Genomic DNA, 14,288 nt, shown 5'->3' on the forward strand with positions numbered 1-14,288 from the left:
GGGGTTGGATTCGGGAAGCCGCTACACGGCCGTTTCCGCGAGCGCGCCGCGCAGCGGGGTGAAGCTCTCGGAGGCTGCGAGGCTGCGGCTGGCTGCTTCGAGCACGTCGAGCACTCGCAACCCGGAGTAGCCGTCGGTGCGCGCCGAGCGCTCCTCCCGGATCGCCCCGGCGAATTCTTCGGTCATCGCCGAGAGCGCCTCGCGCTCGGACAGCGCGGGCGACCAGGTGTCGCCGAGTCGGTACGACACCGTTGCGGTCGCGCGATCGGTCTCGAACCCCGTCTGCCGCAGCAGGTCGACGCCGCGGTCGTACACGCTGATGCGCTGCTGCGGGTTGAGGTCGTCCCACACCAGCGTGCGGCGCGTGCCGCCGACCACCATCTGGCGGATCTTGGTGGGGCTCATCCAGTTGACGTGGACGTGGGCCATCCCGCCGTTCTGCAGGGGCATCATCAGGTACCCGACGCACGACTTGCCAGCGCCGATCGGGTCCGCCCCATACGCAGCCACCTGCCGCGGCGCGAGGCCGCCTGGCAGCACGAAGTCGATGATCGACAGATCGTGCGGTGCGAGGTCCCAGAACACGTCGACGTCGGGCTGCACGAGGCCGAGGTTGATGCGGGTGGAGTCGATGAAGAGGATGTCGCCGAGGGACCCGTCCGAAACGAGCTCGCGGATCTTCTGCACTGCCGGCGTGTAGCAGTAGGTGTGGTCGGTCATGAGGACCAGTCCGCGGCGCTGCGCCTCGTCGACCATCTCGCGGGCTTTATCGCTGGAGTCGGCGATCGGCTTCTCGACGACGACGTGCTTGCCAGCTGCGAGCGCCCGCATCGCGAGCGGGTGGTGGGTGCGCGCCGGCGTTGCAATGGCGACGGCGTCGATCGTGGAGTCCGCGAGCGCGTCCTCGACGTCGGTCAGCACGGGAACGCCGCCAACCGCATCGGCGACCTTCTGGGCGCGGACGCGATCGAGGTCGACGATCGCGGCGAGGTCCCAATCCGCCGATGAGCGGAAGTTGCGGGCCAGGTTCGGGCCCCAGTAGCCGGCGCCGATGACGGCAATACGCAGTCGTGTAGCCATGAGCGTGAGTTCTCCTTGGGATCGGTAGGGCCTTCTCCCTTAGCCCAAGCCAATAGTGACGATTTCTCACACAGGCCACACGTCCCACAACGGGGGTGAGCTTTTTTCACTTCTTTAGCGAGAATGGGGCGCCCGTGCACGCACTCGTTGCACCGGCGCCCCTGGCTGATCCCCGACCGGATCAGCGGCCTGCTAGCTGCTCGGAACGAATTCGACGTCGACCCAGAAGTTGTGCGTAGAGGTCGAGCTCGGCGCTGTTGTGCCATACACGTATGCACTTCCGAGTGCCGTCAGATGAGTTCCGGTCACACTCGAACTCAATCCATTGACGTCAACGGCGTAATGCTCGCTCGGCGAGTAGTACGTCGCCCGATACTCGGTTCCCGCCGTGATCGAGACAGGTGACGAGAAGGCGATGTACTGCCACCCCGAACCCACCGATGCCGGCACCGACGCTGAGGCGAGCTTCGTTCCGCTAGCACTCCATAGGTAGACCGTGTCCGCCGCGGTGTCGCCGGTCGCGCGGTAGTACCGAACCCCGGCGATCTGCCCGGCGACCGTGGATGTGACCCGTACCCCGACCTGAACCGGCGCTTGGTCCGTCCAGTTGGTCGATGCCGGAGCAGCGTTGGTCGCGAAGATCGTCTCGGCGCCAGTCGGCGGCGCGGTCGGCGTCGGGGTGGGAGTCGGCGTCGGGGTCGGCGTAGGGCTGCTCGTTCCGCCCGATGAGTCGGGTTGGAAGACGACGTCGACGTAGTAGTTCGACCCCTGCCAGGAATACATCGGCTCACCGCCGGTCGAGGTGTACAAGTACAGACCATTGCCGGACGCCGGCGCGCTCAGCGGGCCACTCGTGACGGGCGAGGAGAAGTAGCTGGTCGTATATGCGTAGTTGCCGTTGGGCGCCAGGTACGACACCACATATGTCGATCCGACGGTGAGTTCAACAGGCGTGGAGAACGATGCGGTCTGCCAGCCGCTCGCGCTCTCGCCCGCGAATGTGACGGTCGCGAGCAACGCGCCGGTCGGCGACCAGAGGTGCCCGACATGCGTCCCCGTGTTGGTCGCGCCTTTGTAGAAGCGGATCCCGGTCGCCGCGCCGCTCACCGACGCAGTGAACGCGGTGCCGACCTCAACAGGCGAGGGGTCGTCAGTCGCCGCAGGGACGCTCGGCGTCGCATTCCCGAACAGTGTGTACGTGGTCGGCGCCGAGCCTCCGGCTGTCGTGAAAGTCCAGCTCTGGTTGGGCAGCGAGCCCCCGTTGGTTCCGGATAGACCACTCACAGTTACTGAGATCGTCGCACCAGCCGGAAGGGACGCCGTTGGCGTGAACGTGACAGTGGTGCCGTCTGCGGACTTCGCGGTCGCGCCTGCAATCGTCGTGCTGCCGTTCTTGACGGAGAATGCGTATCCGCTTGCGAGAGGGGCGGATGCCGTGAGCGAAATCGTCGACGTCTGAGACACGCCCACGGCACCGGATGACGGAGCCTCCGACACGACGCTCAAGGACGGGCTCGCCGTCTGGAACACCACATCGACCAGATAGCTCGCAGATGAGGTGCTTCCGGGGAACGCGTCGTCGTAGCTGTACATCCCGGAATCAGCAGACAGGGGACCGACAGATACCGGGAAGGCGGCGGAAGTCACCGAGTACGCCCCGACCGTGGTCCGGTAGGCCGCGACATAAGTGGCCCCAGAGGTCACGGAGACCGGCGACGCGAAGGTGAGCGTCTGCCAGCCGCTCGTCGATTCGTTGCTGAAGGTTCCACTGGCGAGCAACTGGCCTGAGCTCGACCACAGCGAGCCCACGTGCGGACCTACGTTGTTGACGCCCTTGTAGAAGCTGACGCCGGTGACAGTGCCGCTCGAACTCGGAGTGAAGCGAACTCCCAGCGTGACCGCGCTGCTGTCGGCGTCCTGGAGCTCAGACGGGACAGTGCCGTCGCTGAAGAGGCCGCACGGGCACACGCCTGGCGTCGGGTCCGGCTTGACGGTTGTGAACGTCCAGGTTCCGCCTCCCGAGAGCGTTGCGCCTGTCGTCGCCGTCGCCGTGATCGTCACGCTGTAGGTGACGAATCCGTTGAGGGCGGTGGTCGGCGTGAAGCTCACGGTGTTGGTGGCCGCGGTGTAGTTCGTTGTTCCGGCGACCGCGACACCGTTCTGGTCCTTCACGCTCACGCTGACGGAACTCGGCGTCGCGGCGCGGGACAGGACGGCCGAGATCACGCTGTTCGTCGGAACGCTGGAAGACGCGGGCAATGGCCACTGGCTTGATGCGGTAAGCGGCGAGCTGTCAACTGGGCTGAATACCGCGTCCACGTAGTAGTCGGCGTCCTGGTATGAGGATGACGGGAACTCGTTCACGTTTCCGTACACGCCGGCCGCCGGGGCGCCGAATCCGCCGGCGATCGTCAGCGGGCCGGCGTCATTGCCTCGATAGTCCCATTGCGTGGTGTCGGCGGAATAGTGCCCCGTCGTCGTCGAATAGGACACGACATAGCTTTGACCGCCCGTCACCGAGATGGGCGTCGCGAACGTGGCGGTCTGCCAGCCGGAGCCGGATTCACCGCTGAACGCCACCGACCCAAGGAGCACGCCGTTGGCGTTCCACAGGTGGCCGACGTGCGCGCCTGTGTTTGCGGCGCTCTTGTAGAAACGGACACCTTGAATGACTCCGGACTGAGCCGCAGTGAACGCAAGGCCGAGTTCGACGGCGCTGCCGTCCCCGGAATCGGCAGTCTTGGGCACCACATTGCCGAGCGCGGTGTACGGCCCGGTCACGTTGTAGCTCGCCGATACCGGCGTCGGAGCGTAGTTCGCGCTGTCATCGACGGCGCGAACGAGAACCTGCTCGGTCCCGATTCCGTGTTGTACGTAGGTGTAGCTCCACGCAGTGGTGCCCGTCGCCATATGCCACGTCTCGCCGCCGTCGACGGAGATCTCCACCGCCGCAACGGTCCCGCCGACATCTGAGGCCGTGCCGCTCACGGTGACCGAGCTGCCGTTCGCGATTGACGAGCCTGGGGCAGGCGAGGTCACGGTCGCCACGGGCGGAGTGGTGTCAGTGGGCCCGGCACCCGTCGACAGTCCACTCATGAGCGATTGCGGCTGCACGCCCATGAGGGCCAACATGTTGACCTCGAACTGCTGCATCCGCGGGTCTGCAGCGGATTGCGCGCTGTCGCCGTCATGCTCCGCGTTGAGCCCCCAGTTCCAGCCGATGCTCCCTGCACTCATGACCAGCGCGCCGCTGGCCGCCTTGTACAGGGTCATGTGGTGGGTCGTGGTGCCCGGCTGGACGATGCTGCCGTAATCCTGCAGGTATTGATCAGTTGCGCCCACCGTGGTGGACAGGTAGAGGAGACCGGACTGGCGGAAGCCGTTGTCCACGTCCTCATCGGACTCATAGCCGATGGTGTGCTGGGCCAGGGCCGTCGACGCGCCTGTCATCGAGGAGAGCCCACTATTCGCCCAGAGTTTGTATTTGCCCTGCGCGTTCGTCACGGTGACTGGCAGATCGGTGTCGTTTGACATGTACATCGTGCCGGTGAGGGCCTCTTCCGGATAGCTGCCGCCGTTCGCTTCCGACGCGAACCGCGGATCACGCCACGTACCCGTCCACTGCGAACTCGGGTCGATCTTTGCGTTCGACCAGGTTTCCTTATAGGACGTGATCGTCCGGTTCTGCGTAGTCGGTCCAGCGATCGACGACGTCGGTCGAGTGTCCCAGTAGACCTCGTTGCCAGACAGGAATTCCATGTTGACGCCGGCGTCCCTGGCGGCCTCGACGTTCGCGCGTTCCTGGTTGAACCAGTACTCGTCGTGCCCGGATGAGATGAACACTTTGTGCTTCTCAATAGCGGCCGCACCGTTCAGCGCCGTGTCGATGTCCGTCGTGTAGCTGACGTCATAGCCGTTCTGCTCGAGGAATTCGACTAGGGGATACTCGGCGCTGAAGTAGAAGTCGCGGCCGGCGTTGTCCCCCCGCGTGTTGAACGGCCGGTTGTAGCTGACGGCGTAGGCGCGGCCGTTCTGGTTGCCTTGGTAGAAGTCGGCGCCACCGTATGTGTTGTATGCCTCCCACGTCGCGTCGGACGTCTTGACCAGGATGTTCGAGGTGCTGCTCGGGTTGGTCACGACGAAAGTGATCTGGCTCTCTCCCGAGGTGTCCGATCGCTCGATGTCCGCAACGTACACACCTGAGATCGCGGTCGACGGCACTGTCCAGCTTGCTGATTGGGCCCAATTTCCACAATCGGTCTCTTCGGTGTCGGAGTCCGTGATGCATGTCGGCTGACTCTGAGGCAAGGTCGCAGATGGGGTCACGGTCGCAATCTGACGCGCGCCATCACCGCCGTACCAACCCGTGCGGTAGATGGTGATCGAATAGCTTCGCGCGCCCGGAGCGTCGATCTTGAACCCGACGGTTCCGCCGACGGGCACGCTGATCGACGTGGCGAACCCTTGGATGTCGTCGTCCCCGGCCGTCGTTCCGATGTCCCAGACGTCGCGCGGTGTCCCGGGCTTGCTGTTCTCGCAGACGATCGGGTTCGAGTTCGTACCGCACGGGTCCGCGGCCAGTGACGCCTTCGCATCTCCGAGCACCAGGAACGCCGCGAGCATCGAGATGATCGCAATGAAAACAACCGTTATTCGGGAACGCGGAGCACCCAGCATGGTGCGCCGCCCGAGCACAGATCCTCGCAGCATGAGACAAATGTTGACATTTTCTCATGCAGATCTCGCGCCCCACTTAGGGGGTGAGGATCTCTCAATTAGCTATGAACGAGGCGCCTTCGCGCTCTTCTTCAGCTTCTTCTCGTCCACCGGCGCCTCGCCCGACGCACGCAGGTTCGCGGCATACGCCATCGCCTCGTCCTGCCGAATTCCCTCGGCCCCCGACGCAATCGGCGCACGCACGTGCTCCGGCTCGAAACCGAACGCTCCGATCAAGTCGAGCGTGTGCGGCCGCAGCCGCTCGAGCAGCCGGTTGATGTACGCGGACACCGCCTGACCGCGACGCGCCGAGATGCGCCCGTGCGTCAGATACCAGGCGAGGTGCTTCTCGAACAGCGAGAACGTGAAGAGCGAGTGCACCCAGCCCAGAACAGTCCGGGTGCCGGCATCCGTCACCCCGTCGAGCGCATCGGTGAACGCCTGCCACTGCTGCAACTCGCCCCAGGCGCGCGCCGCAGCGATCAGGTCGTCCTGGTTCGCGTTGAACGCGGCGGCCTGCTCAGCGGCCGGGGCACGGCGCACCTTGTTCAGCTCGGCTCCGATCGCGGCGATCATCGTGTCCACGCGATCCTGCAGCAGGGCGCGCTGCGTGTCGTGATCCTTCAGCGCCTCGATGCCGGCGCCCACGCCCGCAAGGTCGCGCAGGTTCTGACCGACACGGCGGATGCCGCCCTCGTTGTACGCCCGCCCGGCGACCTGTCCTGCGGCGAACTTCGCGAGGTCGACGCCCGTTGCGCCCTTGAACTGCGCGGCGTAGTCGGTCAGCAGGCGCTTGCCGACGAGCTGCAGCAGAACGTTGTTGTCGCCCTCGAAGGTGACGTAGATGTCGAGGTCGGCGCGCAGGCCGACGAGGCGGTTCTCCGCGAGGAATCCGCTGCCACCGCACGCCTCGCGCGCCTCCTGCAGGGTGTCGAGCGCATGCCAGGTCGACAGCGGCTTGAGCGCCGCGGCCAGGGTCTCGAGGTTCTGCCGGTTCTCGTCGGTGTCCGCCCGGCCCGAGAACACGTCATCGAAGGCGGTGAGCAGCACGTCGTGGCTGAAGTACTGCGCGTAGGTCTGCGCGAGGCGCGGCAGCAGCCGGCGCTGGTGGCGCTGGTAGTCGAGCAGCACGTGCTCCTGGCCGGGAACGGCGCTCGCGAACTGGCGGCGCTGGCTCGCGTAGGTCAGCGCGATGAACAGGCCGAGCGCGCTCGCGATCGTCGTCGACCCGTCGAGCGACACGCGGCCCTGCACCAGCGTGCCGAGCATGGTGAAGAAGCGGCGGCCGGGGCTGTCGATCGAGCTCGAGTAGGTGCCGTCCGCGGCGACGTCGCCATAACGGTTCAGCAGGTTGGTGCGCGGAATCCGCACGTTGTCGAAGTGCAGCCGGCCGTTGTCGACACCGTTGAGGCCGCCCTTATGGCCGTCGTCCTCACCCCCGACGCCGGGCAGGAACGCGCCCGTCGCCGCATCGCGAATCGGCACATAGAAGCAGTGCACGCCGTGGTTCACACCGTTCGTGATCAGCTGCGCGAACACGGTCGCAGCCGTGGCGTGCTTGGCCGCATTGCCGAGGTAGTCCTTCCACGCCGCACGGAAGGGCGTGTTGATCACGAACTCCTCGGTGGCGGGGTCGTAGGTGGCGGTGGTGCCGATGCTCGCGACGTCCGAACCGTGCCCCGTCTCGGTCATCGCGAACGCCCCGGGCACCTTGAGACTGATGGCGTCGGGCAGCAGCCGGTCGTGGTGCTCTGCGGTGCCGAGGTGCAGGATCGCGGCGCCGAACAGCCCCCACTGCACGCCGCCCTTGATCTGCAGGCTCGGGTCGGCGGTGACGAGCTCTTCGAAGGCGGCGAGGTTGCCGCCGGCATCCTCGAAGCCGCCCAGCCGCTCAGGGAAGGCGCGCAGCTGGAATCCGTTCGCGGCCTGCACCTTCATCTGCGCGAACGCACGCTCACGCTGCTCATCGAGGCTGAGCCCGTCGACCTTGTGGAACTGCGGGTCCTTCGCGACCTCGCGCGCCTCGAGGCGCACCTCGGGGTAGCTGCCACGCAGCATCCGCTCGACCAGCGCGACGTCGAGCTTGGCCTCGATTTCCGAGGGGGCGGATGCCGGGGCCGGCGCGCTCGCGGGCGCGGTGCGCTCGCTGGTTCGGGGGGCTGTGTCGACCATTGACGTACCTGCTTCCGAAATCATCGACTGCCGGCCGCACGGCATTGCTTGGACCGGGGATCTTGTTTGAACCGTATGTCCGGCCGCGGTCAGATCGCATCGAATGCGTACGGGGTCTACAAGCAACCTCGACCCGCGCAGCGCGCGTGATTGTCGAAACCATCACATTGCACGCGCGACTTCGCGCGTTCACAGAGGTGAGGTTTCATTGACTTGTGCTGGAAGAAGTCGAAACGCCCGCTCCGGCCACCCGGCCGCGGCAGCGCGCGCTCATGCGCTGGGTCGCCGCCGCGGTCAGCGCGATCGTGATCGTCGCTCTTGCTGGGCTTCCCGTCTACGTCTTCCCGCGCACCGACAGGCCCGAGAAGGCCGACGCCATCGTCGTGCTGGGCCCGGCGACGACGCAGCGCATGGCCCTCGGCACCCGGCTGATGCGCGAGGGCTACGCCTCGCATCTGTACGTCTCAGCGCCGAAGAACATGCGCATGTATGACCCCTGCTTCAACGCCGACACCAGCTGCTTCAGCCCGGAGCCCACGACGACCCGCGGCGAGGCGCGCTTCACCCTCGACGAGGCGCGTGTGAACGGCTGGTCGCGCGTGATCGTGATCACGGGCGGGTTCCACGTCAGCCGAGCGCGGTTCATCTTCGACCGCTGCAGCGGCGTCGACCCGATCATGCTCGGCGCCGACGAGCCGCGCAACGCGTACGGCTGGGTGTATCAGTACGCCTATCAGACGGCCGGCTTCGTCAAGGCCGTGATCGTCGGCTGCGCGGGCCCCACGCCGTAGCGGCTCTTTCGCGTCAAGCGGCGAGTGCGCGCAACTCGGCGAGCACAGCGACGGCGAGTTCGCCGAGGTCGGATTCCTCGCCGAGAGCGACCCAGCGCGCGAACGCCTGGTGGAACGACACCGTCGCGAGTTCCGCGGCGAGCGCGGCCGTCGCGGCCGAGACGCCGCGACCAGCCAGTGCGGCGGCGACCGCTTCGGTGAGATGCAGGCGCTTCACCTGCTCGCGCTCCTGCAGAGCCGGGTTCGCGTCGATGACCGCCGCGCGGCGGCGGGCGTACGGATGCCTGCCCTCGAACCACTTGCCCGCCGCGCGCAGCGCCGCGGTGATCGCGTCGAGGGGGCTCGCGTCGGCGGGGGCGGCGGCCACGGCATCCGTGAACACCGCGTTGTACTCGATCGGGTCGCCGAACAGCACCTCGCGCTTGTCGCTGTACTGCCGGAAGAAGGTGCGCTCGGTGAGCCCCGCACGGGCCGCGATATCAGCCACCGTCGTCGCCTCGTAGCCGCGCTCGAGGAACAGTCCGAGCGCCGCATCTGCGAGGCGCTGGCGCGCGCCCGGCTCCCAACGACCCATGCCTCGATTCTAGGCGATGACAGCCACTGACATGGCGTGATACCGTCATGTCAGACTGTGACATCGGCGCAGCCTGATCTGGAGGAAGTCATGAAGGTTTTCGTCACCGGAGCGAGCGGCCACATCGGGCAGCTCGCGACCGCAGAGCTGATCACGGCAGGCCACGACGTGGTCGGCATGGCGCGCTCGGATGCCGGCGCCGAGCGCGTCTCGGCACTCGGCGCGACGCCGCTGCGCGCGACACTCGCCGAGCCCGCCCGCGTGGCTGAGGCGGCGGCCGGCGCCGACGCGGTGGTCCACCTCGCGTTCAGCCACGACTTCGAGAACTTCGCCAAGAACGCCGACGACGAGCGCACGGTGCTCGCGGCGATCGCTGACGCCCTAGAGGGCAGCGGGAAGCCGCTGCTCGCGGCCTCTGGCACGGCCTTCATCGCCGTCGAGCCCGGTGGCCCGGCCGTCACGGAGGAGCAACGCGCCGACCCCGCGCTCTCGCACAACCCGCGCGTGCCGATGGAGAACTGGCTGCTCGAGCTGCCCGCCCGCGGCATCCGTGCGACGCCGGTGCGATTCTCGCCCACCGTGCACGGCCCGACCGACCTGCACGGGTTCATCCCGGCGCTGATCGGGCTCGCGCGCGAGGTCGGCTTCTCGGGCTACGTCGGCGACGGCGCGAACCTCTGGCCGGCCGTGCACAACGTCGACGCCGCGCGACTGATCGCGCTCGGCCTCGAGAAGGCCCCGGGCGGGACCCCGCTGCACGCCGTCGCCGAGGAGGGCATCGCCTACCGTGACATCGCGGAGGCGATCGGCCGCGGTGCCGGCGTTCCGACGAAGCGGCTCACCCGTGAGGAAGCCGCCGCCCTCGGGTTCTTCGGAACCTTCATGGCGGTGAACAACCCCGCGTCGAGCTCGTGGACGCGCGAGGTCACGGGCTGGGTTCCCCGCGAGAACGGCCTGCTCGAGGACCTCGCCGAAGGGTTCTACTTCAGCCGCTAAGCCGCGTCTTGCGCGGTGGCGGCCACCACCTCGAGCAGCGCATCGCCGTACTGCTCGAGCTTCTTCGCCCCGATGCCTGTGATGCCCTCGAGCTCTTCGAGTCGGCCGGGACGGGCGGCCGCCACCGCGCGCAGCGTCGCGTCGCCGAACACGATGTAGGCGGGCACCGACTGCTCGCGCGCGGTGGCGGCGCGCCACTCGCGCAGCGCCTCGAACAGCGGGCGGGCCGCCTCGGGCAGCTCGGCGTCGCCGACCCGCATGCGTGGTGCGCGCGCCGCGGCGCGGCCGGCCGACTCGTGCACATCGCGGCGCAGCTCGACAGCGCGCTCGCCGCGCAGGACGGCGGTCGAGGCATCCGTGATCACCAGAGTGCCGTAGCCGTCGTCGCTCACCGCGAGCAGACCGGTCGCCAGCAGCTGGCGCACCACGCCCCGCCACTGCGCCTGGTTGAGCTCGTTCCCGATGCCCCAGGTCGCGAGCCGCTGGTGGCCGTTCTGCTCGACCCGTGGCGTGACCTTCCCCATCAGGATGTCGATCAGGTGCCCCGCGCCGAACTGCTGGTTCCGCTCGCGCTTGAGCCGCACGACGGTCGACAGAAGCTTCTGCGCGGGCACGGTGCCGTCGAAGGTCTCGGGCGGCGCGAGGCACGTGTCGCAGTTGCCGCACGGTTCCGAGGATTGCCCGAAATACGACAGCAGGTTCACCCGGCGGCATGAGACCGTCTCGCACAGTGCGAGCATCGCGTCGAGATGCTGGCCCATGCGCTGCTTGAATGCACGATCGCCGGGCGACTTGTCGATCAGCTGCCGCTGCTGCACGACGTCGGCGAGGCCATAGGCGAGCCAGGCGACGGATGCCTGCCCGTCGCGCCCCGCACGCCCCGTCTCTTGGTAGTACCCCTCGACGGACTTCGGCAGATCGACGTGGGCGACGAAGCGCACATCGGGCTTGTCGATGCCCATGCCGAAGGCGATCGTCGCGACGATCACCACCCCGTCTTCGCGCAGGAAGCGCGACTGCGTCTGCGCGCGCACGGAGGCGTCGAGGCCCGCGTGGTACGGCATGGCGTCGATGCCCTTCGAGCGCAGGAACTCGGCCGTCTTCTCGACGGTGGCGCGGCTCAGCGCGTAGACGATGCCGGCCGCGGGCACGGGGACGCCCGCGGCATCCACCGACGCCGCCTGCTGCTCGCGGATGAACGCCACCAACTGCTGCCGCACCTCGTCTTTCGGGGCGATGCGGTACTGGATGTTCGGCCGATCGAAGCTCGCGACGAAGTGCCTCGCGTTCTGCAGGCCGAGTCGCTCGGTGAGCTCGCGATGGGTCGCCTCGGTCGCGGTGGCGGTGAGCGCGATGCGCGGCACGGCGGGCCACAGCTTGGCGAGGTTCGACAGCCACAGGTAGTCGGGCCGGAAGTCGTGCCCCCACTGGCTCACGCAGTGGGCCTCGTCGATCGCGAACAGCGCGATCTCGCCCTGCTTCAAGAGCTCCTGCACGCGGGGGGTCGTGAGGCCCTCGGGCGCGACGTATAGCAGGTCGAGCGCCCCGGCCAGGAAATCGCGCTCGACCTGCCGCCGCTCGTCGAACGACTGGGTCGAGTTCAGGAACTCCGCGCGCACGCCGACGGCACGCAAAGCATCGACCTGATCCTGCATGAGCGCGATCAGCGGCGAGATCACCACGCCCGTGCCGGGCCGGATCAGCGAGGGAATCTGGTACGTCAGGCTCTTGCCGCCGCCCGTCGGCATCAGCACGACCGCGTCGCCGCCGGCCACGAGCTGATCGATGATCGCCGCCTGGTCGCCACGGAACTCGCCGTAGCCGAACACGCGGTGCAGTACGTCGAGAGGGGCCTGCGCTCGCGCATCAGTCTGGGGCATGCGCCCCAGAGTAATGAAGTCCTCCGACACTCAGCGGCGCGCCCCTAGTCTTGTGGATATGGACCGTCGGCAGCAGCGCGCCCTTCGTGGCGCAGGCGCTGCCGCGCTCGCGGTCTTCGTCGCGGCGTTCTTCCACGTCGCGGGCGGCGGCGCCGCGCCGAGCCCGCTCGCGCTCGGCGCCAGCTTCGTGCTCGCCGCCCCGGCCTGCGTTCTGCTCGCCGGCCGCCGCCCGGCGCTCTGGCGCCTCGCGCTCTCGGTCGCACTCAGTCAATTCGCCCTCCACTTCCTGTTCGGGCTCGGGCAGCCGAGCGATGTGCGCTTCGACGGCGACACGGCGATGGCCGGCATGCCCGGCATGCGCCTCGACGTCGCGGGTGGCGCTGGCGCGGCGGCCACGTCGTCGATGTGGGCGGGGCACGTCGCGGCTGCGCTGGTCACGATCGTCGCGATCCGACATGGCGAGAACCTGCTGCGGCGGATGCTTGAGCTCGCCGTCCGCTTCGTCGTGCGCGCCATCAGCCTGAGCTCGGTGCTCGTGTCGCCGCGGCGGCTGGTCGCCGCGCGCCGCGCGCTTCCCGCTGTGTTGGCGCCGCAGTTCCTCTCAGGCGCCTGGTCGCATCGCGGCCCCCCGGTTCGATTCGCCCTCTGACCAGCGAATCCGAACCGAAAGAACGCATACAGATGAACAGACGCTTCACCCTGCGCGCCGTCGCGGCCATCGTGGCCGGCGCCGCACTCGCCATCGCCGCACCCCTTGCGGCCAGCGCCCACGTGCGCATCGACCCCACGACCGCCGCGGCCGGCGGGTACTCCTACGTCAGCTTCCGTGTGCCGACCGAGTCGGCCACGGCCAGCACGGTCGGCCTCACGATCAACCTGCCGACCGACACCCCCTTCACCTCGGTGAGCTACCAGGCCGTGCCCGGCTGGACCGCGCAGGTCACCACCGGCACGCTTCCTAAGCCCGTGACGATCGGCGGGACCTCGGTCACGACCGCGCCCACCTCGGTCACGTTCACCGCGACCGGCAGCGGCATCGCACCCGGTCAGTTCGGCATCTTCACGCTGTCGCTCGGCAAGGTGCCCGACACAGGCAAGGTGCTGCTGCCCGCGACGCAGACGTATTCGGACGGCTCGGTCGTGAAGTGGGACCAGCCGACGCCCGCGAGCGGCGACGAGCCGGAGCACCCCGCGCCGACGCTCTACATCAACGATGCGCCGCCCGCCGGCGACTCGTCGATCGTGAGCACGACCTCCGCGCCGGACGCCTCGGCCGCGGCATCCGACCACCAGGGTCTCGACACAGCCGCCCTCGTGGTCGGCTTCGCCGGCCTGGTGGTCGGCGCGGCGGGCCTCATCGTGGCGGTCGTCGCGCTGACGCGGAAGCGCGCCTCATGACGCGCGCATCGAGAAGTGCCGAAACGCGGGAATCGCCCCGGCTGAAGCGCGTTTCGGCGCTTCTCGGCGCGGCAGCAGCAGTGCTCGGGGCGGCGGCGCTCGCGCTGCTGCCCGCGGGCGCGGCCAGCGCGCACGACTACCTCGTGAGCAGCAGCCCCGCCGCTAACTCGACCGTCACGGCCGCGACCCCGCAGATCACGCTCACCTTCGACGACATCGTGCTCGACGACGGCGGGCACGGCGCGCTCGTGCAGGTGACAGATGCCGCAGGCCGCAACTTCGAGACCGACTGCGCGAGCGTCGAGGCCCGCAACGTCACGGTTCCCGTGGCACTCGGCGCCCCCGGCACCTACCGCGTCACCTGGCAGATCGTCTCGGCCGACGGGCACCCGGTGAGCGACTCGATCCAGTTCACGTACAGCGGGCCGAAGGCCGGCGACGGCCGTGAGGGGCCGATCGCGAAGTGCGGCGCGACGGTCACGGCCCCGGCGGCCCAGGCGACGGATGCCCCCGCGCAGGCATCCGTCTCGAAATCGGTCGTGCTGATCATCTCGGTCGCGGGCGGCGTCGTGGTGCTCGCCGTCATCGCCGTGGTGCTCGTCATCGTGCTGAGCAGGCGGAGGAGCGGGCAGAGGGGGGAATAAAGACGCGCACAGCTGAGCTATAGTTAGTTAGCACACT

At 68.1% G+C, this 14,288-nt stretch carries 10 protein-coding genes; 5 read left to right on the forward strand and 5 right to left on the reverse strand.

Translation table 11 applies throughout. The features are described 5' to 3' along the window. Positions 1 to 21: 21 nt before the first annotated feature. The 3 genes from D7I44_RS06385 to D7I44_RS06395 form a co-directional block, all read right to left on the reverse strand. Positions 22 to 1,080 carry a Gfo/Idh/MocA family protein gene (locus tag D7I44_RS06385; RefSeq protein WP_120788726.1) on the reverse strand — a complete coding sequence of 353 codons (1,059 nt, stop codon included), beginning with the start codon at positions 1,078 to 1,080 and terminating at the stop codon, positions 22 to 24. 192 nt (positions 1,081 to 1,272) lie between these two features. Then, a complete protein-coding gene (locus tag D7I44_RS06390) occupies positions 1,273 to 5,790 on the reverse strand; it encodes a DUF4082 domain-containing protein (protein WP_245980064.1) in 4,518 nt (1,505 codons plus the stop codon). Positions 5,791 to 5,859: 69 nt separating this feature from the next. Beyond that, the gene (locus D7I44_RS06395; protein ID WP_120788727.1) at positions 5,860 to 7,968 is read right to left on the reverse strand and encodes an acyl-CoA dehydrogenase family protein; all 2,109 of its coding nucleotides are present in this window, start codon (positions 7,966 to 7,968) and stop codon (positions 5,860 to 5,862) included. A gap of 215 nt (positions 7,969 to 8,183) precedes the next feature. On the opposite strand from D7I44_RS06395, the gene D7I44_RS06400 reads away from it, so the two are divergent. Then, positions 8,184 to 8,759 (forward strand): YdcF family protein, encoded by a 576-nt coding sequence (locus tag D7I44_RS06400; RefSeq protein ID WP_120788728.1) that lies wholly within the window; start codon positions 8,184 to 8,186, stop codon positions 8,757 to 8,759. A gap of 13 nt (positions 8,760 to 8,772) precedes the next feature. Here D7I44_RS06400 and D7I44_RS06405 read toward each other — a convergent pair whose 3' ends face one another. Next, the gene (locus tag D7I44_RS06405; protein WP_120788729.1) at positions 8,773 to 9,333 is read right to left on the reverse strand and encodes a TetR/AcrR family transcriptional regulator; all 561 of its coding nucleotides are present in this window, start codon (positions 9,331 to 9,333) and stop codon (positions 8,773 to 8,775) included. 90 nt (positions 9,334 to 9,423) lie between these two features. On the opposite strand from D7I44_RS06405, the gene D7I44_RS06410 reads away from it, so the two are divergent. Continuing rightward, positions 9,424 to 10,329 carry an SDR family oxidoreductase gene (locus D7I44_RS06410; protein WP_120788730.1) on the forward strand — a complete coding sequence of 302 codons (906 nt, stop codon included), beginning with the start codon at positions 9,424 to 9,426 and terminating at the stop codon, positions 10,327 to 10,329. Here the strand turns inward: D7I44_RS06410 and recQ are convergent. Continuing rightward, entirely contained in the window at positions 10,326 to 12,209 is a 1,884-nt protein-coding gene (gene recQ / locus D7I44_RS06415) for a DNA helicase RecQ (RefSeq protein WP_120788731.1), read from the reverse strand. The genes D7I44_RS06410 and recQ overlap by 4 nt on opposite strands. 58 nt (positions 12,210 to 12,267) lie before the next feature. Here recQ and D7I44_RS06420 point away from each other — a divergent pair, with 58 nt between their 5' ends. From D7I44_RS06420 to D7I44_RS06430, 3 genes are read left to right on the forward strand one after another with little or no spacing between them, the layout of a single operon-like run. Then, complete coding sequence (locus tag D7I44_RS06420) at positions 12,268 to 12,858, forward strand: hypothetical protein (RefSeq protein ID WP_120788732.1); 591 nt, start codon at positions 12,268 to 12,270, stop codon at positions 12,856 to 12,858. 32 nt (positions 12,859 to 12,890) lie between these two features. Further along, positions 12,891 to 13,607 (forward strand): YcnI family copper-binding membrane protein, encoded by a 717-nt coding sequence (locus D7I44_RS06425; RefSeq protein ID WP_120788733.1) that lies wholly within the window; start codon positions 12,891 to 12,893, stop codon positions 13,605 to 13,607. Then, complete coding sequence (locus tag D7I44_RS06430) at positions 13,604 to 14,251, forward strand: copper resistance CopC family protein (RefSeq protein WP_120788734.1); 648 nt, start codon at positions 13,604 to 13,606, stop codon at positions 14,249 to 14,251. Before D7I44_RS06425 ends, D7I44_RS06430 begins: the two co-directional genes overlap by 4 nt. Positions 14,252 to 14,288: the final 37 nt, after the last annotated feature.

It is taken from the genome of Gryllotalpicola protaetiae, assembly GCF_003627055.1.
GTDB classification, from domain to species: Bacteria; Actinomycetota; Actinomycetes; order Actinomycetales; family Microbacteriaceae; genus Gryllotalpicola; species Gryllotalpicola protaetiae.

Coding starts and splice junctions, on each gene's coding strand:
- D7I44_RS06385 (WP_120788726.1), bottom strand. CDS start 1,080: ATGGCTACACGACTGCGTATTGCCGTCATCGGCGCCGGCTACTGGGGC.
- D7I44_RS06390 (WP_245980064.1), bottom strand. CDS start 5,790: ATGCTGCGAGGATCTGTGCTCGGGCGGCGCACCATGCTGGGTGCTCCG.
- D7I44_RS06395 (WP_120788727.1), bottom strand. CDS start 7,968: ATGGTCGACACAGCCCCCCGAACCAGCGAGCGCACCGCGCCCGCGAGC.
- D7I44_RS06405 (WP_120788729.1), bottom strand. CDS start 9,333: ATGGGTCGTTGGGAGCCGGGCGCGCGCCAGCGCCTCGCAGATGCGGCG.
- D7I44_RS06410 (WP_120788730.1), top strand. CDS start 9,424: ATGAAGGTTTTCGTCACCGGAGCGAGCGGCCACATCGGGCAGCTCGCG.
- recQ (WP_120788731.1), bottom strand. CDS start 12,209: ATGCCCCAGACTGATGCGCGAGCGCAGGCCCCTCTCGACGTACTGCAC.
- D7I44_RS06420 (WP_120788732.1), top strand. CDS start 12,268: ATGGACCGTCGGCAGCAGCGCGCCCTTCGTGGCGCAGGCGCTGCCGCG.
- D7I44_RS06425 (WP_120788733.1), top strand. CDS start 12,891: ATGAACAGACGCTTCACCCTGCGCGCCGTCGCGGCCATCGTGGCCGGC.
- D7I44_RS06430 (WP_120788734.1), top strand. CDS start 13,604: ATGACGCGCGCATCGAGAAGTGCCGAAACGCGGGAATCGCCCCGGCTG.